We start from the raw sequence: 23,885 nt of genomic DNA on the forward strand, positions 1-23,885 counted from the left end.
GCCCGCGAAGGCGGTCGGGAGCGGGGAACCCGGATCCCGGAGGGGAGGGGGGGTGTTGCCATGAACCCGTCCCGCCTCTTCATCCTCCGCCCGGTGGCCACGACGCTCTTGATGCTGGCGATCCTGATCGTCGGCGGCGTGTCGTACCTGAACCTGCCGGTCTCGGCGCTGCCGGCCGTCGATTACCCGACCATCCAGGTCCAGACCTTCTATCCCGGCGCCAGCCCCGAGGTGATGACCTCTTCGGTCACCGCGCCGCTGGAGCGGCAGTTCGGGCAGCTCGCCAACCTCAACCAGATGACCTCGCAATCCTCCGCGGGCGCGTCGGTCATCACCCTGCAGTTCAGCCTGGACCTGCCGCTGGACATCGCCGAGCAGCAGGTCCAGGCGGCGATCAACGCCGCCGGCAACCTGCTGCCCTCGGACCTGCCGGCGCCCCCGATCTACGCCAAGGTCAACCCGGCCGACGCGCCGGTCCTGACGCTGGCGCTGACCTCCAAGACTCTGCCGCTCACCCAGGTGCGGGATCTGGCGGAGTCGCGCCTCGCCCAGAAGATCAGCCAGGTGGCGGGCGTCGGCCTCGTGAGCATCTCGGGCGGGCAGCGCCCGGCCGTGCGGGTGCGGTTCAACGCGCGGGCGCTCGCCGCCTACGGGCTCAACATCGACGACCTGCGCACCACCATCACCAACCTCAACGTCAACACGCCGAAGGGCACGATCGACGGGCCGAAGCAGTCCTACGCGATCAACGCCAACGACCAGATCCGCGACCCCAAGGCCTACAATGCGGCGATCATCGCCTACCGCAACGGCGCCCCGGTGATGCTCTCGGAGGTGGCTGACGTGGTCGAGGGGCCAGAGAACACCAAGCTCGGCGCCTGGGCCGACGCGACGCCGGCGGTGATCCTCAACATCCAGCGCCAGCCGGGCGCCAACGTCATCGCCACGGTCGACAAGATCAAATCCCTGCTGCCCCAGCTCCAGGCGAGCCTGCCGGCCGCCGTGGCGGTGGCGCCGCTCACCGACCGCACCACCACGATCCGCGCCTCCGTGGAGGACGTGCAGTTCGAGCTCGGCCTCGCCATCGCCCTGGTGGTGCTGGTGATCTTCCTGTTCCTGCGCAGCCTGTCGGCGACCCTGATCCCGAGCCTGTCGGTCCCCCTGTCGCTGGTCGGCGCCCTGTCGGTGATGGACCTCTACGGCTTCTCCCTCGACAACCTGTCGCTGATGGCGCTGACCATCGCTACCGGCTTCGTGGTCGACGACGCCATCGTGGTGATCGAGAACATCGCCCGCCACGTGGAGGCCGGCGACTCGCCGCTGGAGGCGGCGCTCAAGGGCTCCCGCGAGATCGGCTTCACCATCATCTCGCTCACCGTCTCGCTGATCGCCGTGCTGATCCCGCTCCTGTTCATGGGCGACGTGGTCGGGCGTCTGTTCCACGAATTCGCCATCACGCTGGCGGCGACCATCATCATCTCGGCGGTGGTGTCGCTGACGCTGGTGCCGATGCTGTGCGCGCGGCTCCTGAAGCACGTGCCCGAGGCCGGGCGCCGCCGCCGGGAGGGCGTCCTCGCCCGCCTCGGCCGGCGCGCCGTCGACGGCACCATCGAATCCTACGGCCGCTCCCTTCGGGTCGTCCTGAACCACCAGGGCCTGACGCTGCTGGTGGCTCTGGGAACGCTCGGGCTCACGATCTACCTGTTCGCGGTGATCCCGAAGGGGTTCTTCCCCGTGCAGGACACGGGCGTGATCCAGGGCATCACCCAGGCCGACCAGTCGGTCTCCTACGGCGCCATGGCCGAGCGCCAGCAGCGGATGGCGGAGATCGTCCTCAGGGATCCGGACGTGGCCAGCCTGTCCTCGTTCATCGGGGTCGACGGCCAGAACGTCACGCTCAATTCCGGCCGGATGCTGATCAACCTGAAGCCCCGGGAAGCGCGCACGGCCTCGGCCAGCGCGATCATCCGGCGGATCTCGGCGGCCGCCGCCAATCAGCCCGGCATGCGGCTCTACATGCAGCCGGTCCAGGACCTGACCATCGACACCGCGGTCTCGGCGACCCAGTACCAGGTGATCCTCGAGAGCCCGAACATCGCCGATTTCGAGACCTGGGTGCCGCGCTTCACCGAGGCCTTGGCGAAGTCGCCCGTGGTCATGGACGTGGCGAGCGACCACCAGGGCGAGGGGCTCGCCGCCTACGTGACCATCGACCGGCCCACGGCCGGCCGCTACGGCATCACCCCGGCCACGATCGACAACGCCCTCTACGACGCCTTCGGCCAGCGGATCATCTCGACGATCTTCACCCAGTCGAACCAGTACCGGGTGATCCTGGAGGCCGACCCGAAGCTGCACACGACCCTGCGCAGCCTCGATTCGATCTACCTGCCCTCCTCCACGGCGACCAACGGGCAGGTGCCGCTCTCCGCGGTGGCGCGGATCAGCGAGCGGCGGGCGCCGCTGCTGATCTCGCATCTCGGCCAGTTCCCGGCCACCACCGTGTCGTTCAACCTCGCGCCCGGCGCGGCCCTGGGCCAGGCCGTGGAGGCGATCGACGGGGTGCGGGCCACGATCGGGCTGCCGCCCTCGTTCCGAGTGGTGCCGCAGGGCTCGGTCTTCGCGTTCCAGTCGGCGCTCGGCAACGAGCTGTTCCTGGTGCTCGCGGCGATCGTCACCGTCTACATCGTGCTGGGCGTGCTCTACGAGAGCTTCATCCACCCGATCACGATCCTCTCCACCCTGCCGTCGGCGGGGATCGGGGCGCTCCTCGGCCTGATGCTGTTCGGCCTGTCGCTCGACATCATCGCGGTGATCGGCATCGTGCTGCTGATCGGCATCGTGAAGAAGAACGCGATCATGATGATCGACTTCGCGCTCCAGGCGGAGCGCGAGGACGGGCTTGAGCCGCGGGAGGCGATCTTCCAGGCCTGCCTGCTGCGCTTCCGGCCGATCCTGATGACGACCCTGGCGGCGCTGTTCGCCGCGGTGCCGCTGATCCTCGGCACCGGCGTTGGCTCGGAACTGCGTCAGCCGCTCGGCATCTGCATCGCGGGCGGCCTGATCGTCAGCCAGGTGCTGACGCTGTTCACGACGCCGGTGATCTACCTGGCCTTCGACCGGCTGGAGCGGCGGATCGCGGGGCGGCGGGGGCCGGAACTCGCGAGCGGCGAGGCGCTGCCGTGAACATCTCCGAGCCGTTCATCCGGCGGCCGGTGGCGACCACGCTGCTCACGATCGGCGTGCTGCTCGCCGGGCTGTTCGCCTTCCTGAAGCTGCCGGTGGCGCCGCTGCCGCAGATCGATTTCCCGGTGATCCTCGTCCAGGCGCAGATGGCCGGCGCCTCCCCCGACACCATGGCCACCACGGTGGCGGCACCTCTGGAGCGGCGGCTCGGCGCCATCGCGGACGTCAACGAGATGACGTCCACCAACACCCTGGGCTCGACCCGGATCGTGCTGCTGTTCGGCCTCAACCGCGACATCGACGGTGCGGCCCGGGACGTCCAGGCCGCCATCAACGCGGCCCGGGCCGACCTGCCGACGGCCCTGCGGCAGAACCCGACCTACCGGAAGTTCAACCCCGCCGACACGCCGATCATCATCCTCGGCATGACCTCGGAGACGCTCACCCGCGGTCAGGTCTACGATTCCGCCGCCACCGTGGTGCAGCAGAAGCTGTCGCAGCTCCCCGGTGTCGGCAACGTCGACATCGGCGGCTCGTCCCTGCCGGCGGTGCGGGTCGAGCTCGATCCCACCGCCCTGTTCAATTACGGCATCGGCCTCGAGGGCATCCGGGCGGCGCTCGCCTCCGCCAACGCCAATTCGCCGAAGGGCGAGATCGACGCGGGCGACCGCCGCTACCAGCTCTACGCCAACGACCAGGGACGCAAGGCCGCCGATTACCGCGACATCATCGTGGCCTACCGCAACGGCGCCGCGGTGAAGCTCACCGATGTGGGCCAAGTGCTCGACGGCGTCGAGGACAAGCGCAATCTCGGCATCGTCAACGGCCAGCCCGGCGTGCTGCTGTTCGTCTACAAGCAGCCCGGCGCCAACGTGGTCGAGACGATCAACGGCGTGAAGGAGGCGCTGCCGCAGATCACGGCCTCGCTCCCCGGCGGCATCGACATCAAGCTCACGGGCGACCGCAGCGCCACGATCCGCGCCTCGCTCTCGGCCACCGAGGAGACCCTCCTGGTGGCGGTCGGCCTCGTGATCCTGGTGGTGTTCGGCTTCCTGCGCTCCTGGCGGGCCACGCTGATCCCGGCGGTCGCCGTGCCGATCTCGATCATCGGCACCTTCTCGGCGATGTACCTGCTCGGCTACTCGCTCAACATCCTGTCCCTCACCGCGCTGATCATCGGCACCGGCTTCGTGGTCGACGACGCCATCGTGGTGCTGGAGAACGTCCAACGCCACATCGAGGAGGGCAAGCCGCGGCTCCAGGCGGCGCTGATCGGCGCCCGGGAGGTTGGGTTCACGGTGATCTCGATGAGCCTGTCGCTCATCGCGGTGTTCCTGCCGATCCTGCTGATGGGCGGCCTCGTCGGCCGCATCTTCCAGGAATTCTCCGTCACCCTGTCGCTGTCGATCCTGATCTCCCTGGTCCTGTCGCTGACGACGACGCCGATGATGTGCGCCCGGCTGCTGCGGGCCGAGGGGCACCGCCCGGGCGGAGAGCCCGCGCCGAAGCGCCGGCCGAACCTGCTGATCCGGATCCTGGAGGGCGGCTTCAACCGGCTGCTCGGCGCCTACGCGCGCACCCTCGCGGTGGCGCTCGCCCATCCGCGCCTCGTGCTGCTGAGCCTGCTCGCCACGGTGGGGCTCAACGTCTACCTCTACATCATCGTCCCGAAGGGCTTCTTCCCCGAGCAGGATACCGGCCAGATGATGGGCGGCGTCCAGGCTGATCAGCGCATCTCGTTCCAGTCCATGGAGAAGAAGCTCAAGCAGGCGACCGCGATCGTCGGTGCCGATCCGGCGGTGGAGAGCGTCGTCGGCTTCACGGGGGGGCGCGGCACCAACTCGGCCAACGTGTTCGTCGGCCTGAAGCCGCTCAACGAGCGGGCGCCGATCTCGGCCGTGATGGCGCGGCTGCGGCCGAAGCTCGCCCAGGTGGCGGGCGCACGCCTCTACGTCTTCCCGCGCCAGGACCTTCAGATGGGCGGGCGCCAGAGCTTCGCCCAATACCAGTACACCCTCCAGGGCGACTCCGCCGAGGAGCTGTTCGCCGCCGCCCCGAAGCTGGTGGCCGCCCTGCAGAAGGACCCGACCTTCGCGGACGTCACCTCGGACCAGCAGGAGGGCGGGCTGGAGACCCGACTGGTGATCGACCGAGCGACCGCGTTCCGCTACGGCATCACCCCGAACAAGATCGACAACACCCTCTACGACGCCTTCGGCCAGCGCCAGGTCTCGACGATCTACAATCCGCTGAACCAGTACCACGTCGTGATGGAGATCGCCCCGCGCTACCTGGAGACGCCGGAGACGCTCAAGCAGATCTATGTCTCGACCTCGGGCGGCAACGCGGCCGGCTCGGCCACCACCAACGCGGTGGCCGGCACGGTGGCGGCGGGCGGGAGCGTCAACACCAACGCGGCAACCGGCACAAGCAGCCCGGGCAGCGCGTCGTCCGCGACGGGCGCCGCCACCGGAACCGGCGCGGTCGGCGGGGCGTCGGGCAGCGCGGGCGCGGCGGCCGCAGCGGCTTCAGCCAGCACGGCCGACACCGCCTCGAACGCCGCCGCCATCGCGTCCGACTCGGCCCGCAATGCCTCGGCCAACGCCATCGCGGCTTCCAAGGGGGGCGCCTCGTCGAGCGCCCCGGTGTCGGCCGCCAAGGAGACGATGGTCCCGCTCTCGGCCTTCGCGCGGATCGAGCCGGGCAACGCCCCCGTCCAGGTGAGCCACCAGGGCCTGTTCGTGGCGACCACGATCTCGTTCAACCTCGCCCCGGGGAAGAGCCTGTCGGATGCCACCGACGCCATCGACCGGGCCATGGCCTCCCTGCAGCTTCCGGCCACGATCCACGGCGAGTATGCCGGCGCGGCCAAGAACTACGTCGCCTCGGCCTCGCGCCAGCCGCTGCTGATCCTGGCGGCAATCCTGGCGGTCTACGCGGTGCTGGGGATCCTGTACGAGAGCTTCGTGCACCCGCTGACGATCCTCTCGACCCTGCCGTCGGCGGGCGTCGGCGCGGTGCTGGCCCTGCTGGTGACCGGCACGGACTTCACCATCATCGCGCTGATCGCGGTGTTCCTGCTGATCGGCATCGTGAAGAAGAACGCCATCATGATGATCGACGTGGCGATCGATGCCGAGCGGACCCTGGGCGCGAATCCCGTGGATGCCATCCGCGAGGCCTGTCTCCTGCGCTTCCGGCCGATCATGATGACGACGCTGGCGGCGATGCTCGGGGCGGTGCCGCTGATCCTGGCCAACGGCGAGGGCGCCGAGCTGCGCCGCCCCCTGGGGATCGCCATCGTGGGCGGGCTGATCGTGAGCCAGATCCTGACCCTCTACACCACCCCCGTCGTCTACCTGACCCTTGATCGCCTCCGGCACAGGGTGCTCAACCGCCGCAGGCGCGCCGGACGGGGCGGAGAAGCGGCGCTGCCGGCCGGAGAGTGATGCTCAAGGTTTCACGTGAAACAGCGGCCGGGATGAACGCGCGCGCGCCTATCCCTCCCTCCTTGGGGGAGGGCGGCTCTGGCGTCGGCGAGGCTCGGGACCGGGGTGCGAGGCGGCCGGCGGCGGTTGGGGCCGTCACGTCGGGCGGGACAGCGCCTGAAACGGTGCTGCCCCGTCCCCCGCTGCAGCGCCGCGCACTCGCCCGTGCAGAGAGGGGAAGGGGTGCGTCGCGCGTCCCGCTCGGCCTCGTCACCCTTCTCGTGACGGCACCCGTCCTCGCCGGATGCGTGGTCGGTCCCGATTACACCCGCCCCTCCGTGGAAACCCCGTTCGCCTACAAGCAGGGCGGCCTCCGGGAGGACAGCCCGGCCTACATCGCCGCGCGAAAGAAGGGGTTTCGCGAGGCGCGGCCCAACGACGCCGTGGAGCGCGGCGACTGGTGGCGGGTGTTCCGGGATCCGACCCTGGACCGGCTGATCCGCCTCGTCGACGTCGACAACCAGTCCCTCCGGCAGGCGGTGGCGAATTACCGGCAGGCGCGGGCGCTCGTCGCCTCGGCCCAGGCCGCCCTGTACCCGACGGTGATCGGCGCGCCGAGCATCACCCGGACCGGCAGCGGCGGCACCGTGCGCACGAGCGCCTCGCTGATCGGCCAGGCGAGCTGGGAACTCGACCTGTTCGGCGGCACGCGGCGGACCATCGAGAGCGAGGCGGCGCTGGCGCAATCCGACGCCGCCACGATCGCGCTGACCCGCCTGACCATCCAGGCGGAGGTCGCGGCCGATTACCTGACGGTGCGCTACGCCGATTCCCTCCAGAAGGTGCTCGACGAGAACGTTGAGAACTTCAAGAAGACGCTGGGGATCACCGAGAACCAGTACGCCGCCGGCGTGGCAGCGCGCTCGGACGTGATCACCGCCCAGACCCAGGTCCAGACCATCGAGGCCCAGGCCATCGCGGTGCGGCTGACCCGGGTCCAGTACGTGAACGCCATCGCCACGCTGATCGGGCGGCCGCCCTCGGAGGTGTCGATCCCGACCGGCGGCATCGCGCGCAATCCGCCCGCGGTGCCGGTAGGCATCCCCAGCGATCTGCTGGAGCGGCGGCCCGACGTTGCCCAGGCCGAGCGCCTCGTCCAGGCGCAGAGCGAGCGGATCGGCGTGGCGGTGGCGGCCTTCTTCCCCACCGTGACGATCTCGGCTCAGGGCGGCATCTCCGGGCTGACCCGCAACGGCCTGTTCTCGGTGGCGAACCAGTTCTGGTCGGTGACGGCGGCCGGCAGCGAGGTGCTGTTCGACGGCGGTGCCCGCACGGCGGCCCTGCGCGCGGCCGAGGCTGGCTACGACTCCGCGGTCGCCGGCTACCGCCAGGTGGTGCTCTCTGCCTTCGCCGAGGTGGAGAACCAGATGGCGGCGCTGCGAATCCTCACTCAGCAGCAGACGGCGCAGGACACCGCCGTGGACCTGTCGCGCAAGGCCGTGGAGATCACCCTCAACGAGTACCGGGCCGGCACGCAGAACTTCACCACCGTGGTGACCGCGCAGGGCCTGCTCGTGAACAACGAGATCAATGCCCTTCAAGTGCGGCTGAACCGCTTCACCGCGGCGGTCACGCTGATCCGGGCGCTCGGCGGTGGCTGGGACGTGCGGTCCCTGCCGAGCGATTCCGAGCTGAAGGGCCCGAGCCTGCCGATCGATCGGGGGGGGCAGGCGGTGCGGCCCGACGAGTAGGGGCCCGGTGCAGACGGACGCGTGCCGCCCGCACGTCCCGGTCCTCGCAGCGCGCGCAAGGTCGGGGCGCGGCGGGCGGACCCGCCCTACAGCCGCGCCAGCAGCTCCGCCTTCTTGGCGGAGAATTCCTGTTCGGTGAGCACGCCCCGGGCGTGCAGATCCGCGAGCCGCTCGATGGTCGCGAGCACGTCGGCCGCGGCCCCCTGCGCCGGGCCGGACTCCTGCGCCGGGCCGGACCCCTGCGCCGGGGTGACGCCGTGTGTCGGGGCGGCCGTCTCGGCGGCGGTGGGCGCGCGCGCGCGTTCCGGATCGACCTGACGCGGGGCGGCCGCCTCGGCCTCGATACGGCGCAGACGTTCGAGATCGACGGCGCCCGTCGCGCCGGTGAGGCTGAGGCTGCCATTCACCTGCGACACCCCGGTGATGCGATGCTCGCCGGTGTCGTAGAGGGCGACGCCCGCACCGGACTCGACGGCGAGGCGCTGTCGCTCGGGGAAATACGCGTAGCGCAGACCATTCTGCGCGCCGGTGCGCGCCGGGGATCCGAGATCGGCGGGCCACCACTCGCCACCGCCGCGCCGCGCGGCCGGCGCAGCCTCCGAGAACCCGCCCGGGGGAAGGGTCTCGGCCAGTTCGGTGCAGAGGGCATTGACCCGCGCCTTCAGCCCGTCATCGAACATCCGGCCGACCATCACCATGCCGCCGGAGAACCACTGGCCCATCCCGCCGAGGTCCGGATGGTCGAACTGGGCCATCGTGCCGTGCCCGCGCTCCAGCGCCTGCATCAGGTGGCGCACGGCCTCCAGGCTGACGCCGTGGCGCTCGGCCACGCTGCGCAGCCCCGAGGCATGGTCGAAGCCGCCCTCGTCCAGAAAGGCGGCGGGCGACGTGGCCCGGTCGGACGGATCCATCAGCCAGCTCCCGAAGCGCCGCAGGAGCGAGCGGGGATGGGCCCAATCGGCGACCCCGCTGCCCGGGGACCGACCGGCAGGCGGTGATCCCCGGCCACGACGGCATTGCGATGCGAACACAATCTTCAGTCGCAGGCGACGGTTCCGCTTCGCTTCAACCCGCGGCCGCCGGGAACGGGCCCGCGATGGTGAAGTCGGTAACCGGCCGGCGGCCGTTGGGCGCCTCGCGCGGGCGCTGCTCGTCGGTGAGGTCGGCCTCCGGCGTCTTGCGGCCGACCGCGAAGGCCGCCTCGATCCGGTGGTTCTCGGGCAGGCGCAGAACCTCGGGCGCGCGGACATGGTCGAACCCGACCATGCCGTGGGCGTGCCAGCCCTGGTGGATCGCCTGGAGCTGGAAGGCCAGCGAGGCAGTGCCGGCGTCGAAGGAGTGGCTGTAGGACGGCTTCAGCTCGTCGCCGACCTTCATGAGCCCGTTCGAGACCAGGAACAGGATCGCGCCGGTGCCGGAGACCCATTTCTGGTTGCCGGGCACGAGCAGGCCAAGGAACGTCTCCCAATGGGCATCGCCGCGCAGCGCGTAGAGGAAGCGCCAGGGCTGCGAATTGTACGCCGAGGGCGACCAGCGCGCCGCCTCGATCATCCGCATCAGCTCGGACTCGGGCACGGCCTCGCCCGTGAAGGCGCGAGGGGAGTGCCGCGCGACGAAGACCGGATCGATGTCGTGGTCGGCACGGCGGGGCGGGGGCAGACTCAAGGGATTCGTCTCCGGATGGGCAGCATGCCCGACCTGCCGAGCTTGCCCGAAACGCCCGCCCCGAGGCAAACCCGGATCGGCGTCCCGGCCGAGCGGTGGCGGAAGGCGCGACCCCGCTCTCCCGCCGTCCTCGCGCGCGACGTGGCGGCGGGGGCGCCGTCACCGGACTGAACGGATCGACCGGCGCGGTCCCGAGGGCCCGCGCCGTGCCGCCTCACGCCACGCTGCGCTCGATCTCCTCCTCGTCGCAGATCACGCCGGCATTGCCCTCGAACTCCGCCGCGAGGTCCACGGGGGCGTGGACCGGAGCCGCGTTCACACGGTCGCGGGCGAAGGTCGCCAGGAACAACCGCATGACGTGGCGCACGCCCGCGTCGTTGATGGTGCGCTGGTCCTCGTTGTAGTAGCGCCCGGCATTCACGTTGCTCGTGACGATGTCGTAGGCGGGGAAGTAGACCGCCCGCGGGTCGCCGCGGCCGACGACCTCGCCGGCCGCCACCCGCAGCACCGACTTGGAGTAGCTGTTCGACTCCATCACGTGCCGGTCCATGTAGGTGGCGATCATCGGCACCGGCGAGACCGTGAAGATTACCCGCGCCTTCGGGTTCACGCTCCAGAGCCGGTCGAGGAAGCCGTTGAGGTCACCGAGCACCTCACCGGCACCCGCGTTGACGCACTCGTAGAGGTCTGGATCGAAGGTGCCGCCCGCGACCCCGGGGGCCAGCGGCAGCGCCGCGCCGTCGGCCCGCCAGCGCCACCCTTCCGTGAGGCCGAGCGTCAGCACGAACACGTCGAGGGTCTCGAACAGGCGGCGCACCTCGGCCAGGTGCGCGTCGCGCGCCGCCACCACCTCGGCCTCGCTGGCGAAGCCCGCCGGCTCGACGGTGGGGCGGAACGGATCGACGTAGCGGCCGTCGTCGCGCAGCCACGCCTTCAGCTCCGGCTCGAACCGGCCGTAGGCCCGGTCGAACAGCTGCACGAACTGGCGCGTGTAATAGAGATTGCCGTACCGCGCCGAGAACGTGCCGAACTGCCGGGCAGTGGCCTCCTCGGCGCTCATCCCCGGGGCCGGCGGCTCGGTCAGGTAGTAGTTGAAGCCGGCGCCCCGGACCGCCTCGGCCACCCGTTGCGCGAAGCACGAGCCGCCGGTGGCGACCTTGTCGGTCGGCCCGATCACGAAGGTGTCCTTCGGGTGCGGATTGACCGCGAAGGGCGGCACGTTGGTGACGACCTTGCGCCAGAATCGCTCGGCCGGTAGACCCGTATACGGATTCAACGCCATCCTCGAACCCTCTTCTTCACGACGGCGACAGGCCCTCGGGGGTGCTGAGCCGTCCGCTGACACCGGCACGCGACGTGGCCCTGAACGACCTGCCCCGGCGCGCCCGCAGCGCGTTCACCCTCTCGGCGCCCAGCTGGGCGCCCACCAGTTGGCCCCCCACCTGGGCGACACCATGGCGGAACCGCGCCCGTGCCGCCACGACCCGTGACGGGCCGAGCATCGCGGTGCTGGGCAATTGCCAGGCCCGGGGCATCGCCCGGGCGATGCGCCTGCTGGCGCCGCGGAGTCCGGTCCGCTACCTGCCCATGGGGTCGCTGAAGCGCGACCACGGCCATGTCGACGGCCTGATCCGGACCCTGCAGGCGCACGACCACGTCTTCTCGCAGGCCTTCCCGGCCGGGCTGATCCCGGGCGGCGATGTCGCCACCCTGCGCGCGGCCGACCCCCGCCTCAAGCTGTTCCCGTCGATCGTGTTCTCGGCCTTCCATCCCGACATGGTCTATGCCGGCCAGGCCTCGGACCTCGCCGCCCTGAAGCTGACCCCGTCGCCGATGGGCCAGTACCACTCGGCGATCGCCCTCACCGCCCACCGGCTCGGCCTCGACGTCGGCCGCACCGTCGGGCTGTTCCGCGAGGACGTGTTCGCGCGCCTGGGCTACCTCGAGCATTGGGACCCGGCGGTGCGGGAACTGGCGGCCGCCGCCACCGCCCTGGGCTTCGGCCTGGAGCGGGAGGTGACCCGCTGGGCGCGTCGTGGCGCCTTCATGCACCTGATGAACCATCCGAAGGTCCACGTCCTCGGCGACATCGCGCGGCGTCTCCTGCAGGAGAACGGGCTGACGCCGGAGCCCGTGGAGATCGAGGATTACCTCGGCGACGAGCTGGCCCAGGACGTGGTCTGGCCGATCTACCCGCCCGTCGCGGAGCATTTCGGGCTGACCGGGTCGTACCTGTTCAAGGCGAAGCCCCGCCGCGACGATTTCCCGACGCTCTACGACCTGGCGGGCTTCGTCGCGGCGAGCTTCACCATCTACGACACGGTGCCGCAAGGTGACCTCGCCTGCCCGCGGGTGGAGGCGTGGCTGGCGGCGCCGGACATCGTGGCGCTGTTCCGGGGCGGGTGAGGCCGCCTCGACGCGCGGACGGCCCCGGCGGGAGGGTGCGCGGTCTTCGCGAACGGCACGCGGCAACCCAGCGGCGGCGTGCCGCCAAGCGTCAAGCGGTCTTCGGCGCTTCAACTCCGCGCGCGATGGCGGTCCGACCCGGATCGGCCGACGACGCGGAACGCCGGATCTCAGCCGAGGGCGTGGAGCGGCGTGCCGCGATGCGCATCGCCGGGGCCATCGACCATCATCCGCACCAGCCGGTCGACCTCCTGAACTTGGAACGGCTTGCGCAGGAACAGGCTGCCCGGCACGCCGCTCCGCCGGTTGGCCTCGGTCGAGGTGTAGACCACCGGCCGGTCCGGGTGGATCCCCCGGAAGGCGTGCGCCACCGTCCAGCCGTCGATCAGTCCGGGCAGATGAATGTCGGTGAACAGCCAGTCGATCGCGCTGCCCCGCGCGCGCAGGAGCGTCAGCGCCGCCTCGCCCGTGGAGGCCTCGATCACCCGGATCCCGTGCGTCTCGCACAGGCTCGCGATGATCTCGAGGAGCAGGTAGCTGTCCTCGACGATGAGGACGCTCTGGGCGGGGCGCATGGCAGGGGTCCGGGTGTTCCGCCCGCGATCCAGACGTCGTCAGGGTTGAGGAACCCTTAAAAACCCGGCCCGGCCGGTCACCGCTTGGCGTGTGGCCGCGCCGCAACCCATGCCGGCGAAATCGCCGTCGGGGCCACCCCCCCGGGCCCCCGCCCCGCAGCCGCCGCATTCCGGGTGCGACAGCGCACGACACCGGACGCCGCGGGCCGCCACCACGGCCTCGCCCGACGCGTCTGAACCGTCGCTTAACCATCCGCGCCTACAGACGGTGCTCAGGACTACGCGGACACGCCTCGAAGACCCGCAGCCGGCCTTCGGCACCGCTCGAGGAGTTTTTCAGATCATGCCCCAGCCTTTCCGCGCCGCCGCCCTCGGACTCGCCCTCGTCGCCGCCCTCGGCCTCGGCGCCTGCAGCAACGACAAGGACCTCGCGGACGCCTCGGCGTTCGGGGCCGGCGCCGCGACCCCCGGCAGCGCGCAGGACTTCGTCGTCAATATCGGCGACCGGGTCTTCTTCGAATCGGACTCCACCGACCTGACGCCCACCGCGACGGCGACGCTGGACAAGCAGGCCGCGTGGCTGCAGCGCTACCCGCGCTACACCTTCATCATCGAGGGCCACGCCGACGAGCGCGGCACCCGCGAGTACAACTTCTCGCTCGGCGCCCGCCGGGCCCAGTCGGTGAACGACTACCTCGCCACCCGCGGCATCACGGCGGGCCGGATGCGGACCGTGTCGTACGGCAAGGAGCGGCCGGTGGCGGTGTGCAACGACATCTCCTGCTGGTCGCAGAACCGCCGGGCGGTGATCGTCCTCGACCGCGGCGCCGGGGCGTAAGCCGGAGCGATCGCCGCCCGAGCGGCCCTGAGCCCGCTGAAGGAGACGGTCCGGCGGCGGGACGGGCCGCGCCCAGGCGGCCTCCGCGCCCCCGGGTGGGACCCGGGTCGGCACGCGCGACCGAGGGGTCCGACCGGCTGAGGGCTCGAACGGGCCCTCAGAAGTGGCTGAACGCCCCGGCCCCGAACACGCGCGCGGCCCCATCAGCCATCGCGAACCGGGGCGGGTCGTCGCCCGCCGTGACGGCACCGATGGCGGCGAGCGCGATCCCGGCTTCCGCCAGTTCGGCCCGGAAGGCGTCGAGCCTTTCGGGCGTCACCGTGCAGAGGATCTCGTAATCGTCGCCTCCGGTCAGGACGGCGTCGATCAGGCCGGGCTCGGCCGCGCGGGCGCGCCGGGTCGCCTCCGAGAGCGGGACGGCGGCCACATCGATCGAGGCGCTCCGCCCCGCGCCCAGCATCTTGGCGAGGTCGCCTGCGAGCCCGTCCGAGACGTCCATGGCCGCGGTGGCGTGGCGGCGCACCGCCTCCGCCGCGGCGAGGCGCGGGCGCGGATGGAGGTAGCGGTCGGCCAGCATCGCCCGCAGCGCCGGATCGAGGCCGGCCGCCCAGGCGGCCTCTGGCTCCAGGCGCAGCCGCAGGCCCAGGGCCGCGTCGCCGATCGTCCCGGTCACGCAGATCCGGTCGCCGATCCGGGCGGTGTTGCGCCGGACGATCGCACCGGACGGGACTTCGCCCATCATGCTCACCCCGATCAGCGCCGCGCCGCCGGACCGCACGGTATCGCCACCGAGCAGGGGGCATCCGGCCTCCGCGGCCGCCTCACCCAATCCGGCCGAGAACCCGGCGAGCCAGTCCTCGGTCCAGTCGTCGGGCAGCGCCAGGGTCAGCAGGAAGCCGCGGGGGACCGCGCCCTTGGCGGCGATGTCAGAGAGGTTCACCCCCAGGGCCTTGCGGGCGATCGAGGCCGGCGGGTCGTCGGGGAAGTAGTGGATCCCCGCCACCACGGCGTCGGCGGTGAGCACGAGGTCGTGGCCGGGGGCCGGCGTCAGGATGGCGGCGTCGTCCCGGAGTCCGTCCGCGCCCGGCCCCGCCAGGGGGGCGAAATAGCGGGCGATCAACCCCTCCTCGGAGGCGCGGACCGGGCCGGCCACGGATCAGGCCTCGTCGGTGGGGGTCGGCGTCGGGAGCGGCTTGGACGAGCCCGGCTTGGACGAGCCCGGCTTGGACGAGCCCGCCGTGGACGGACCCGGCTTGGCTGAGCCCGTCTCGCCGGGACCCTGATCGGCGCCCGCGCCGGCGCTCTTGCCCGTGCTCTTATGGGCGCCCTTGCCCTTGGCCATCCCGACCTCGCCCGGCCGGACCTCCCGGGCGAGCCGGTCGAGCACCGCGTTGACGAGCCCCGGCTCGTCGGCGGTGTAGAAGCTGCGGGCCACGTCGACGTATTCGGAGATGGCCGCCGCCGCCGGCACGTCGGGCCGGAACATCAACTCGTAGGCCCCGGCGCGCAGGATCGCGCGGAGCACGATCTCGATGCGCCGGAGCGGCCAGCCCTGGGCGAGCGCCTGATCGAGCTTCGGGTCGATGGCCCGCTGTTCCTCTACGGTGCCGCGCAGGAGGTCGCGGAAGAAGGCGGTCTCGGCCTCGGGATGCATGATCCCGTCGACCTCCTGGCCGATCCAGAACGCCTCGAACTCGGCGAGCGCGTCGAGGACGCCCTTGCCGGAGATGTCCATCTCGTAGAGCGCCTGCACCACGGCGAGGCGGGCACCGGTGCGGAGGCTGATCCCCTTGGCGGTCGTCTTGTCAGTCGTCGTGCCGGCGGACTGGCCGGCCGCCTCCGGCTTCGTGTCGGTCGTCCCGGTCATGTCGGTTCTCGTCATCGCGGCCGTGCGGCCTCGGCCGCGCGCTTGAGAGCGAGCACCCCGAGCGCCGCCTCGGCTGCACCGCCACCCTTGTTCATCTCGGCGACCCTGGCGCGGGCGAGCGCCTGCGCCTCGGTCTCCACGGTCAGGATGCCGTTGCCGAGCGGCACGCGGCGCTGGACCGAGAGGTCCATCAGCGCGCGGGCGCTCTCGCCGGCCACGATGTCGTAATGGCCGGTCTCGCCGCGGATCACGCAGCCCAGCGCGACCACGGCGTCGTAGGATCCCGCGTCGAGCAGGATCGCCACCGCGGCGGGGATCTCCAGGGCGCCCGGCACGGTCACCACGGTGGCCTGCGCGGCGGCCGCCGCGATCGCGGCCAGCGCGCCGGAGAGGAGTTCGTCGGCGATCGCGTCGTAGTAGCGCGCCTCGACGACGAGGATCCGGGCGCCGGCCAGCGCGGGATCGGTGGGCTTGGGTGCCGAATCGGCGCGGGTATGGGCGACCATGGCTCTCGTCCGGCCGGGTTTTCGGGGATCGGCGTGCGGCGCGTCGGGCGCCCGCCGGGGGAGGACGGTTAGACCGAAGCGGCCGGCGCCACAAGCGGCGGGGGACTGTGGTTCAGGGCGGGCCCGCTTCGCAGCGGGCCCCGTTCCGGGTTCTGGGACCCCTTCCTCTCACGCCCGATCCACGCTCGCTGCCCCCGGAGGGAGTTGAGGGTCGGTCTGCACCGGCCCTTCCCGGGCGGGCGGAGCGAAGCGGAGGCGGGTCCAGAACGGGAACCCGCCGGGACGCGGCTCCGAACCCTACCCGACCAGCGGCGGCAGCGGCGCGGACGCGTCGCTCGGCACCGCCGTCCGGGCGACGTTCATGGTCATGGCCAGCAGCGCGTAGTAGCCGTTGATGCCGGTGAGATCGATCGCCCCCTGCTCGCCGAAGCGCGCCACCACGGCCGTGTAGGTCGGCTCGCTCACCGCGCGGTTGTGCAGCAGCTCCGTCGAGAAGGCGTAGGCCAGGGCCTCGTCGGGGCTCATCGTGTCGGGACGGCGCCCCTCGGCCAGGGCCTGCGCGGTCTCGGGTGCGACGCCGGCCTTCAGGGCGATCGGGTGATGGATCGCCCATTCCACCGGCTGGCTCCACTCCCGGGCGACGAGGAGGATGGCGAACTCGCTGATCCGCAGCGGCAGGGCGCTGCCGTAGCGCAGGTAGAGACCCATCCGGCTGGCGCAGAGCATTAGCTCGGGGCTGCGCAGGAGCGGCACGAACGGCCCGAAGACGGGCACGCCGCGCTCGGCCTCGAACGCCGCCGCGGCCGCGGCCTGCGCCGCCGTGAGGCTGTCGACCGGGATCTCCGGCATGCGCTCCGCGCTGGTTTGCCCGCTGGCCATGGTGTTCCTCTTCCCTGCATCGCCCCGGGGCGCGACGCGCTCTGGATTTCCTGTTGCGGTGCGCCTAGACCGTTGAGGCTCACCGGCACGACGTCCGCGCCCAGACCGCGCCGCGATCCCCACCGCCAGCGAGGCTTACGGCTTTGGCCCTCCCCGTCAACGAACGCCGGCGCATCATGCTGCTCACGGGTGCGAGCCGGGGCATCGGCCACGCCACCGTCAAGCGGTTCTCGGCCGCGGGCTGGCGCGTGATCACCTGCTCGCGCCACCCCTTCCCGGAGAACTGTCCGTGGGAGATGGGTCCCGAAGACCACCTCCAGGTCGATCTCGCGGACGCGCAGGATACGGTTCGCGCCGTCGAGGAGGTCCGCGGCCGCCTCGCCGCCGAGGGCGGCGTGCTGCACGCGCTGGTCAACAATGCCGGCATCTCGCCGAAGGGGCCGGAGGGGGAGCGCCTCGGAGCGCTCGCCACGGAGTTCGACGCCTGGCAGCGGGTGTTCCAGGTCAATCTCTTCGCCACGATCCTGCTGGCCCGCGGCCTGCGCGACGAGCTCGCCCGGGCCAGGGGCTCGGTGGTCAACGTGACGTCGATCGCGGGCTCGCGCGTCCACCCCTTCGCGGGGGCAGCCTACGGCACCTCGAAGGCGGCGCTTGCCGGCCTGACCCGCGAGATGGCCGCCGATTTCGGCCCGCTCGGCGTGCGGGTGAACGCGATCTCGCCCGGCGAGATCGACACCTCGATCCTGTCGCCCGGCACCGAGAAGCTGATCGAGCAGATCCCGCAGCGCCGGCTCGGCACCCCCGACGAGGTCGCCAAGGCGATTTACTTCCTGTGCACCGAGGCCTCGTCCTACGTGAACGGGGCCGAGCTGCACATCAACGGCGGCCAGCACGTTTGATCAGGCCGCGTGCCCCCTCGGGCGTGACCGCCGCGAATCGCGGGCGGGCACCGGGTCTCCGGGGCCGGACGCTGCTCGCAGGGCTGCTCGTGGGCGCCCTCCCGCTCGCCGCCCGGGCTGAGCCGGGCGTCCGGATCCTCGACCTGCCCTTCCAGGTCCGCGCCCTGCGCGGGCCCCGCAGCGAGGCCGCGGTCTCGGTGGCGACCTCCGGCCTGCTGCCGATCGCCGGCGGGACGGCGAGCCAGCAGGTCGGTGACGAGGAGAGCGCGCCGGTGGCCGTCGTCTGGGGTGAGGACGGCGGCGCCGTGCTGACGCTCTCGGGGGGCAGCGTCACCGTCCGGCCGATCGGGCGGGAGGCGGTGGAGGGGCTGACCGCCGCCGAGACACCGCGCGGCGCCCTGCCGGGCTCGCGCCGGGCGCTCTCCGGGCCGCTCAGCGCCTACCTCACCGGGCGGACCCGCGCGGCCGACGGCAGCGAGGCCGCCTCCGTGCTGACGATCCGGGAGCGCCAGCCGATGGCGGTCAGCACCGATCCGAAGCCGGTTCCGGTGGCCACCGTCACGGTGCCGGCGGGCGGCGAGGCCGTGTTCGCGCCCCTGCGGCCGCGCCTGCTGCGCCTCGGCGACCGCCCGATGCTGCTCGCCGCGACACGCTCCGGCGCGGATGCGGGCGGCCTCGTCCTGGTCGATCGGCCGGCCGGCGGTGCCTGGACGGTCACGGCGCGCACGGCCCCGCAGCCCGGACCGCCCGTGAAGATTGCCGGGATCGCCGACTTCGCCGGATCCGGCCAGACCCAGGCCGCGACGGTGAGCGCCGCCGGCCGGCTCCAGCTCTGGACGCTGCAGCCCGACCGGATCGAGCCGGCCGCCGCGGCGGACGGCTACGCGCCCGGCGCGGGCGATTCGGATCTCGCCGTCGCGACCCTGGCCGGCGGCCCCGAGCTGGTGCTGCCGGTGGCCGGCAAGCCGGAGATCGCCCTGGTCACCGCCAAGGGCACGCTGCGCGAGCGCCTGCGCGTGCCGCTCCCGGCGCCGCCGGAGACCGGCATCGTGGTCCTCGGCGAGGGCGGGGCGACGCGGCTCGTGGTCGGCCTCGCCGACGGGCGGGTGGCGGTGGTCGCCCCCGAGGGAGGGACGCCGTGACCGCGCAGGAGCCATCGGCCGAGAGCCGCCTGTTCCCGACGCGCCCCTTCGTGGGGGCGTCGATCGCGGTGATCCGGGACGATCGGGTCCTGCTGGCCGCCCGCGCCAACGAGCCGATGCGCGGGGTCTGGACGCTGCCGGGCGGCCTCGTCGAGGCCGGCGAGGCCCTGGCCGAGGCGGCCCTGCGCGAATTGTCCGAGGAGGTCGGCCTCACCGCCGAGGTGGTCGGCGTGCTCGCCCCCACGGAGATCATCGTCCGGGACGAGGTCGGGCGCGCCCGGCATCACTACGTCGTCCACCCGCACGCGGCCCTGTGGCGGGGCGGGGAGCCGGTCGCCGGGCCCGAGGCCCTGGGGACCCGCTGGGCGACGCTGGCGGAGGTCGCCGCCCTGCCGACGACCCCGGGCCTGACCGACACCCTGCGGGCGGCCTTCGCCCGCGTGGCGGAAATGCGCGACCGGGGGGTGACGGCGTGAGGCACCCGGCATCGCTCCTGTGCGTGCTCACGCTTCTCGTCGGGCCGCTGGCGGGCCCGGCTCCCGCGCAGCAGCGCTCCGGCCGGACGGCCGCGCCCGCCGCCAAGGACGCCCCGAAGGAGACGTCCAAGGAGGCGAATGCCCCCGCGGACGCGCCGGCACCCTACGACCGCGACCTGATGCGCATGTCCGAGATCATCGGCGCGCTGGCGTTCCTGCGCGGCCTGTGCGGGACCGCGGACGCCGCCGACTGGCCCGCCCGCATGAAGGCGCTGATCGAGTCCGAGGGCGTGACCCCGGCCCGCCGCGACCGGCTGGCCGGAGCCTACAACCGCGGCTACCGCGGCTACGCGCTGACCTACCGGGTCTGCACGCCGGCCGCGCACGAGGCGGCCGCCCGGTACGTCGCCGAGGGCGACCGGCTGTCGCACGCCCTGGCCGGCCGGTTCGGGGGGTGATGCAGGGGCAGCACACCGCGCGAGGATGCCGGCGAACCATCGGATTTGAGTCCTCGCGTTAACCGATTCGAAATTCCCGGCTGGCCGAGCCGCCGGGACCTGCTTATCATCCGTGGTGTCCGCCGGGTCTTGTGCCCGGCGCAGCGGAAGTATCGGGCCATGCAGCATATCTCTCAGACCGCCCCCATCGAGGTCGATGTCGAGGAGAAGCGCGTCGCGCTGAGTTACGTCTCGGAAGCGTTCGCGGAAGGCTGCCTCGACGGGCTCGACGGCGATTGCATGGCCCAGGCCGCGCTGTTCGCGGCCTTCCAGGAACTCGTGACGACCTACGGCGAGGAAGCGACGGCCCGGTACGCGGAAGGTTTCCCGGAGCGCATCCGCGGGGGCGCCTTCACCACGACCCTCCAGCACTGAGAGGCGGGATCGCGGACGGTTGAGGCGGGGACGGGCAGCGACTACGTCCCGGTATCGGGGTTCGGCCTGCCGGACCCCCGTCGCGTGAGGAAGAGCCTGCCATGCCCGTCGCCCTGCTGCCGGACCGCGCCCTCGTCCGCGTCACCGGTCCGGACGCGACCGCGCTGCTCCAGGGCGTGCTGACCTGCAACGTCGAGACGCTCCAGGCCAGCGAGGCGCGGCTCGGCGCCCTCCTGACCCCGCAGGGCAAGGTCCTGTTCGACTTCTTGGTGTCGCGGCTCGCCGACGGCTTCCGGTTCGACGTTCGGGCCGAGAGCGCGGCGGGTCTCGCCAAGCGCCTGACGCTCTACAAGCTGCGCGCCCAGGTGACGATCGCCGCCGACCCGACCGTGGCGGTCGCGGCCGCCTGGGACGGCGCCGCGCCGGCCGCCGCCGAGGGGGTGGCCGATTCCCGTCATGGCGATCTCGGCGCGCGGCTCTACGCCGAAGAGGGGGCGTTCTCGGCCGATGCCGCGGAGGCGGATTACCATGCCCGCCGGATCGCGCTGGGCGTCCCCGAGGGCGGGCGCGACTACGCCTTCGGGGACGCCTTCCCGCACGAGGCGCTGATGGACCAGTTCGGCGGGGTCGACTTCAAGAAGGGCTGCTACGTCGGCCAGGAGGTGGTCTCGCGCATGCAGCACCGGGGCACCGCCCGCACCCGCATCCTGGCGGCGGCCTATCCGGAAGGCATCCCTGAACCCGGCACCGAGGTCACGGCGGGCGGGAAGGTGCTCGGCACCACCGGCAGCGCCGCGGGCGGACGCGGCCTCGCCCTGATCCGCCTCGACCGGCTGGGCGACGCGCTGGCGGCAGGCGAGACCCCGCTTGCGGGCGGGTATCCGGTGCGGCTGGAGCGCCCGGGCTACGCGAGTTTCGCGATGCCGGAGGCGGCGGGCGCGGCGGGCTGACGTCGTGTCGGGCCGATTCCGCGGCTTGGCTGCGCCGATGGCGTTCCGCTCCTGTTCTCGTTAAACCGGTGCGATGTCCGAGACCGGCCTGATCGCTCACCCCGACGGATGCCCCCGCTGCTGGTGGGCGGGACTCGACCCGCTCTACGTCGCCTACCACGACACCGAATGGGGCGTGCCCGAGCGCGACGGCCGGGCCCTCTACGAGAAGCTCATCCTCGACGGGTTCCAGGCCGGCCTGTCCTGGATCACCATCCTGCGCCGCCGCGAGGGGTTCCGCGACGCCTTCGCGGGCTTCGACCCGGAGCGGATCGCCCGCTTCACGGAGGCTGACGTCGCGCGGCTGATGGGGGACACCCGCATCATCCGCAACCACGCCAAGATCCAGGGCACCATCGCGGGCGCCCGAGCGTGGCTGCGGATCGAGGAGCGCGGCCCCGGCTTCGCGCCCTTCCTCTGGGACTTCGTCGACGGCCGGCCGATCCAGGGCACGGCCCGGAACCGGGCCGGGATCGCCACGGAGACGCCGGTCTCCCGGGCGATCGGCAAGGCGCTCAAGGCGGAGGGGTTCGCGTTCTGCGGCCCCACCATCGTGCACGCCTTCATGCAGGCGGTCGGCATGGTCAACGATCACCTCGTCGCGTGTCATCGGCACGGGCCCTGCGCCGCGCTGGGGCTGGCCCCGTGAGCGGGGCGAGCCCCATGAGCGAGCCGGGTCCCCGCGCGTGGCAGCGGATGCTCTCCGGCCGCCGCCTCGACCTCCTCGACCCAGCGCCCCACGACATCGAGATCGCCGACATCGCCCACGGGCTCGCCCGGGTCGCCCGCTGGAACGGCCAGACCCGGGGGCCGCACGTCTTCTCGGTGGCCCAGCACAGCCTGCTGGTCGAGGCGGTGGGCCGCCATCTGGCCCCCGGCTGCACCGGTCCGGAGGGCCTGGAGCTGCTGCTGCACGACGCGCCCGAATACGTGGTCGGCGACATCATCTCCCCGCTCAAGGCCGCGATCGGCGATGCCTACCGCGGGGTCGAACTGCGCCTGCTCGCCGCCATGCGCCGCCGCTTCGGATTGCCGGACCCGTCGCCGGCGCTCGCCGGGTTGGTGAAGCGCGCCGACCGGAGCGCCGCCCACCTGGAGGCCGTCCGCCTCGCGGGGTTCGCGCAGGACGAGGCCGCGCTCTACTTCGGCCGGGCCGCGGACCTGCCCGATCCGGTCCTGGCCCTGGCGGAGCCCTGGCCGACCGCCGAGGCCGAGGCGCGGTTCCTAGACCGCTTCCACCGTCTCCGCGGTCCCTGACGCGGCCGCCCTCGATCCGTCACGATCGCACGTCACTGGCACCCGCACGATGCCGACCCTTCACGTCTGCCCCCTCTCGCGCCTGCCCGAGACCGTCGCCGCCACCGGCGCGAGCCACGTGCTCACGCTGATCAATGTCGGGACGCCGCTGGAGCGGCCCGCCGTGATCGAGGCCGAGAACCACGCGATCATCGGGGTCAGCGACATCGCGACCGCCCGCGACGGGCATGTCCTGCCGGCGGAGGACCATGTGGCCCGCGTGCTCGACTTCGTCCAGGCTTGGCCCCGGGAGAAGCCCCTGGTCGTCCACTGCTACGCCGGGATCAGCCGCTCGACCGCCGCAGCCTTCATCGCGGCCTGCGCGCTGGCGCCGGAGCGCGACGAGGCGGCGATCGCCGACGCCCTGCGGGCGGCCTCCCCGTCCGCGACGCCCAACCCGCTGTTCGTCGCCATCGCCGACCGGATGCTCGGGCGCGAGGGCCGCATGGTCGCGGCCGTGGCGCGCATCGGCCGGGGTGCCGACGCCTTCGAGGGCACGCCGTTCTCCCTGACGCTCGCGTGAGGGTCGCGCCGGGCCCCAGGTGTGGCGCAAACGCCGCCGCACCGGTTCAAAACGGTCCCGGGCCGGCTGGTGCTCCCCGCGCCTGGGTTGTAGCCGCGGGGTCTACCGCCTTAGAACCTCCCCAAAGGAAGTATCAGGGATGACCACGAGCAGACCCGAGGTGGCCCCCGCCGCCGGCGACCTGCCCTTCGAGAAGGCGCTGGAGCAGCTCGAGGAGATCGTGCGGCGGCTGGAGCGGGGCGACGTGCCGCTCGACGAGTCGGTGGCGATCTACGAGCGCGGCGAGGTGCTGAAGAAGCATTGCGAGGCGCTCCTCAAGCGGGCCGAGGCGCGGATCCAGAGGATCACCCTCGGCTCAGACGGGCGGCCCGAGGGCGTGGCCCCGCTCGATATGTCCTGAGGCTCGGCGGTCCGACCGATCCCGTCCGATAGAGGTTGATGCCGTGGCGATTACCCCCGAGCAGAGCGCGCTCCTAGACCGTGTCCCGAATCCTGCGGCGTTGCGCGGTCTTCCGGAGTCGGAGCTTCCGGCCGTTGCGGAGGCGGTTCGGGCCGAGATGATCGACGCGGTGTCGATCACGGGCGGC

General features: G+C 72.3%; 23 protein-coding genes and 1 pseudogene. 16 read left to right on the forward strand and 8 right to left on the reverse strand.

Annotation, left to right across the window (positions count from 1 at the left end):
* Positions 1-60: 60 nt before the first annotated feature.
* The 3 genes from MFF58_RS15410 to MFF58_RS15420 all read left to right on the forward strand — a co-directional run bounded on the left by MFF58_RS15410 (position 61) and on the right by MFF58_RS15420 (position 8,365).
* Positions 61-3,186, forward strand: coding sequence for an MdtB/MuxB family multidrug efflux RND transporter permease subunit (locus MFF58_RS15410; protein WP_238289470.1), 3,126 nt, complete (start codon positions 61-63; stop codon positions 3,184-3,186).
* The gene (locus MFF58_RS15415; protein WP_238289472.1) at positions 3,183-6,635 is read left to right on the forward strand and encodes an efflux RND transporter permease subunit; all 3,453 of its coding nucleotides are present in this window, start codon (positions 3,183-3,185) and stop codon (positions 6,633-6,635) included. The genes MFF58_RS15410 and MFF58_RS15415 overlap by 4 nt, the downstream gene beginning before the upstream one ends.
* 260 nt (positions 6,636-6,895) lie before the next feature.
* The gene (locus MFF58_RS15420) at positions 6,896-8,365 is read left to right on the forward strand and encodes an efflux transporter outer membrane subunit (protein WP_238289474.1); all 1,470 of its coding nucleotides are present in this window, start codon (positions 6,896-6,898) and stop codon (positions 8,363-8,365) included.
* 86 nt (positions 8,366-8,451) lie between these two features.
* On the opposite strand, the gene MFF58_RS15425 is transcribed toward MFF58_RS15420, so the two are convergent.
* The 3 genes from MFF58_RS15425 to MFF58_RS15435 form a co-directional block, all read right to left on the reverse strand.
* Positions 8,452-9,276 carry an SHOCT domain-containing protein gene (locus tag MFF58_RS15425; RefSeq protein WP_238289475.1) on the reverse strand — a complete coding sequence of 275 codons (825 nt, stop codon included), beginning with the start codon at positions 9,274-9,276 and terminating at the stop codon, positions 8,452-8,454.
* Between the two features lie 154 nt (positions 9,277-9,430).
* The gene (locus MFF58_RS15430) at positions 9,431-10,030 is read right to left on the reverse strand and encodes a nitroreductase family protein (RefSeq protein WP_238289477.1); all 600 of its coding nucleotides are present in this window, start codon (positions 10,028-10,030) and stop codon (positions 9,431-9,433) included.
* Positions 10,031-10,244: 214 nt separating this feature from the next.
* On the reverse strand, positions 10,245-11,312 hold the full coding sequence (locus tag MFF58_RS15435) for a GSCFA domain-containing protein (protein ID WP_238289479.1): 1,068 nt from the start codon (positions 11,310-11,312) through the stop codon (positions 10,245-10,247).
* A 41-nt stretch (positions 11,313-11,353) separates the two neighbouring features.
* On the opposite strand from MFF58_RS15435, the gene MFF58_RS15440 reads away from it, so the two are divergent.
* Entirely contained in the window at positions 11,354-12,436 is a 1,083-nt protein-coding gene (locus MFF58_RS15440) for a WcbI family polysaccharide biosynthesis putative acetyltransferase (protein ID WP_238289481.1), read from the forward strand.
* Between the two features lie 170 nt (positions 12,437-12,606).
* On the opposite strand, the gene MFF58_RS15445 is transcribed toward MFF58_RS15440, so the two are convergent.
* Positions 12,607-13,011: a response regulator gene (locus MFF58_RS15445; RefSeq protein ID WP_238289483.1), complete on the reverse strand. Its 405-nt coding sequence runs from the start codon at positions 13,009-13,011 to the stop codon at positions 12,607-12,609.
* Positions 13,012-13,354: 343 nt separating this feature from the next.
* Here MFF58_RS15445 and pal point away from each other — a divergent pair, with 343 nt between their 5' ends.
* Positions 13,355-13,849 (forward strand): peptidoglycan-associated lipoprotein Pal, encoded by a 495-nt coding sequence (pal, locus tag MFF58_RS15450; RefSeq protein WP_238289485.1) that lies wholly within the window; start codon positions 13,355-13,357, stop codon positions 13,847-13,849.
* 157 nt (positions 13,850-14,006) lie between these two features.
* On the opposite strand, the gene thiL is transcribed toward pal, so the two are convergent.
* The 4 genes and pseudogenes from thiL to MFF58_RS15470 all read right to left on the reverse strand — a co-directional run bounded on the left by thiL (position 14,007) and on the right by MFF58_RS15470 (position 17,101).
* Positions 14,007-15,002: a thiamine-phosphate kinase gene (thiL, locus tag MFF58_RS15455; RefSeq protein WP_238289487.1), complete on the reverse strand. Its 996-nt coding sequence runs from the start codon at positions 15,000-15,002 to the stop codon at positions 14,007-14,009.
* A 171-nt stretch (positions 15,003-15,173) separates the two neighbouring features.
* A pseudogene (gene nusB, locus MFF58_RS15460) lies at positions 15,174-15,716 on the reverse strand (transcription antitermination factor NusB); the annotation flags it as partial.
* 11 nt (positions 15,717-15,727) lie between these two features.
* On the reverse strand, positions 15,728-16,222 hold the full coding sequence (gene ribH, locus MFF58_RS15465; RefSeq protein WP_238289488.1) for a 6,7-dimethyl-8-ribityllumazine synthase: 495 nt from the start codon (positions 16,220-16,222) through the stop codon (positions 15,728-15,730).
* 297 nt (positions 16,223-16,519) lie between these two features.
* Complete coding sequence (locus MFF58_RS15470) at positions 16,520-17,101, reverse strand: carboxymuconolactone decarboxylase family protein (protein WP_238289490.1); 582 nt, start codon at positions 17,099-17,101, stop codon at positions 16,520-16,522.
* Positions 17,102-17,277: 176 nt separating this feature from the next.
* Between MFF58_RS15470 and MFF58_RS15475 the strand changes: the two genes are divergently transcribed.
* From MFF58_RS15475 to MFF58_RS32280, 11 genes are all read left to right on the forward strand, one after another.
* The gene (locus MFF58_RS15475) at positions 17,278-18,000 is read left to right on the forward strand and encodes an SDR family NAD(P)-dependent oxidoreductase (protein ID WP_238289523.1); all 723 of its coding nucleotides are present in this window, start codon (positions 17,278-17,280) and stop codon (positions 17,998-18,000) included.
* A gap of 23 nt (positions 18,001-18,023) precedes the next feature.
* Positions 18,024-19,142 (forward strand): hypothetical protein, encoded by a 1,119-nt coding sequence (locus MFF58_RS15480; protein WP_238289492.1) that lies wholly within the window; start codon positions 18,024-18,026, stop codon positions 19,140-19,142.
* The gene (locus tag MFF58_RS15485; RefSeq protein WP_238289494.1) at positions 19,139-19,618 is read left to right on the forward strand and encodes an NUDIX hydrolase; all 480 of its coding nucleotides are present in this window, start codon (positions 19,139-19,141) and stop codon (positions 19,616-19,618) included. The genes MFF58_RS15480 and MFF58_RS15485 overlap by 4 nt, the downstream gene beginning before the upstream one ends.
* Entirely contained in the window at positions 19,615-20,076 is a 462-nt protein-coding gene (locus tag MFF58_RS15490) for a TIGR02301 family protein (protein ID WP_238289496.1), read from the forward strand. Before MFF58_RS15485 ends, MFF58_RS15490 begins: the two co-directional genes overlap by 4 nt.
* 159 nt (positions 20,077-20,235) lie before the next feature.
* Positions 20,236-20,490 (forward strand): hypothetical protein, encoded by a 255-nt coding sequence (locus MFF58_RS15495; RefSeq protein WP_238289498.1) that lies wholly within the window; start codon positions 20,236-20,238, stop codon positions 20,488-20,490.
* 101 nt (positions 20,491-20,591) lie between these two features.
* Positions 20,592-21,440 carry a CAF17-like 4Fe-4S cluster assembly/insertion protein YgfZ gene (gene ygfZ, locus MFF58_RS15500; protein WP_238289500.1) on the forward strand — a complete coding sequence of 283 codons (849 nt, stop codon included), beginning with the start codon at positions 20,592-20,594 and terminating at the stop codon, positions 21,438-21,440.
* A 73-nt stretch (positions 21,441-21,513) separates the two neighbouring features.
* Entirely contained in the window at positions 21,514-22,128 is a 615-nt protein-coding gene (locus MFF58_RS15505) for a DNA-3-methyladenine glycosylase I (RefSeq protein WP_238289502.1), read from the forward strand.
* Positions 22,129-22,142: 14 nt separating this feature from the next.
* On the forward strand, positions 22,143-22,736 hold the full coding sequence (locus tag MFF58_RS15510; protein WP_373323346.1) for an HD domain-containing protein: 594 nt from the start codon (positions 22,143-22,145) through the stop codon (positions 22,734-22,736).
* A 49-nt stretch (positions 22,737-22,785) separates the two neighbouring features.
* Complete coding sequence (locus MFF58_RS15515) at positions 22,786-23,298, forward strand: tyrosine phosphatase family protein (RefSeq protein WP_238289503.1); 513 nt, start codon at positions 22,786-22,788, stop codon at positions 23,296-23,298.
* Positions 23,299-23,437: 139 nt separating this feature from the next.
* Positions 23,438-23,698, forward strand: a complete 261-nt coding sequence (locus MFF58_RS15520; RefSeq protein ID WP_010681936.1) for an exodeoxyribonuclease VII small subunit — start codon at positions 23,438-23,440, stop codon at positions 23,696-23,698.
* Between the two features lie 43 nt (positions 23,699-23,741).
* Positions 23,742-23,885, forward strand: a 144-nt coding sequence (locus tag MFF58_RS32280; RefSeq protein ID WP_283206441.1) for a 1-deoxy-D-xylulose-5-phosphate synthase N-terminal domain-containing protein, incomplete at its 3' end; no start/stop codon positions are given.

Source organism: Methylobacterium longum (assembly GCF_022179385.1).
In the GTDB taxonomy this organism is placed as follows: domain Bacteria; phylum Pseudomonadota; class Alphaproteobacteria; order Rhizobiales; family Beijerinckiaceae; genus Methylobacterium; species Methylobacterium longum.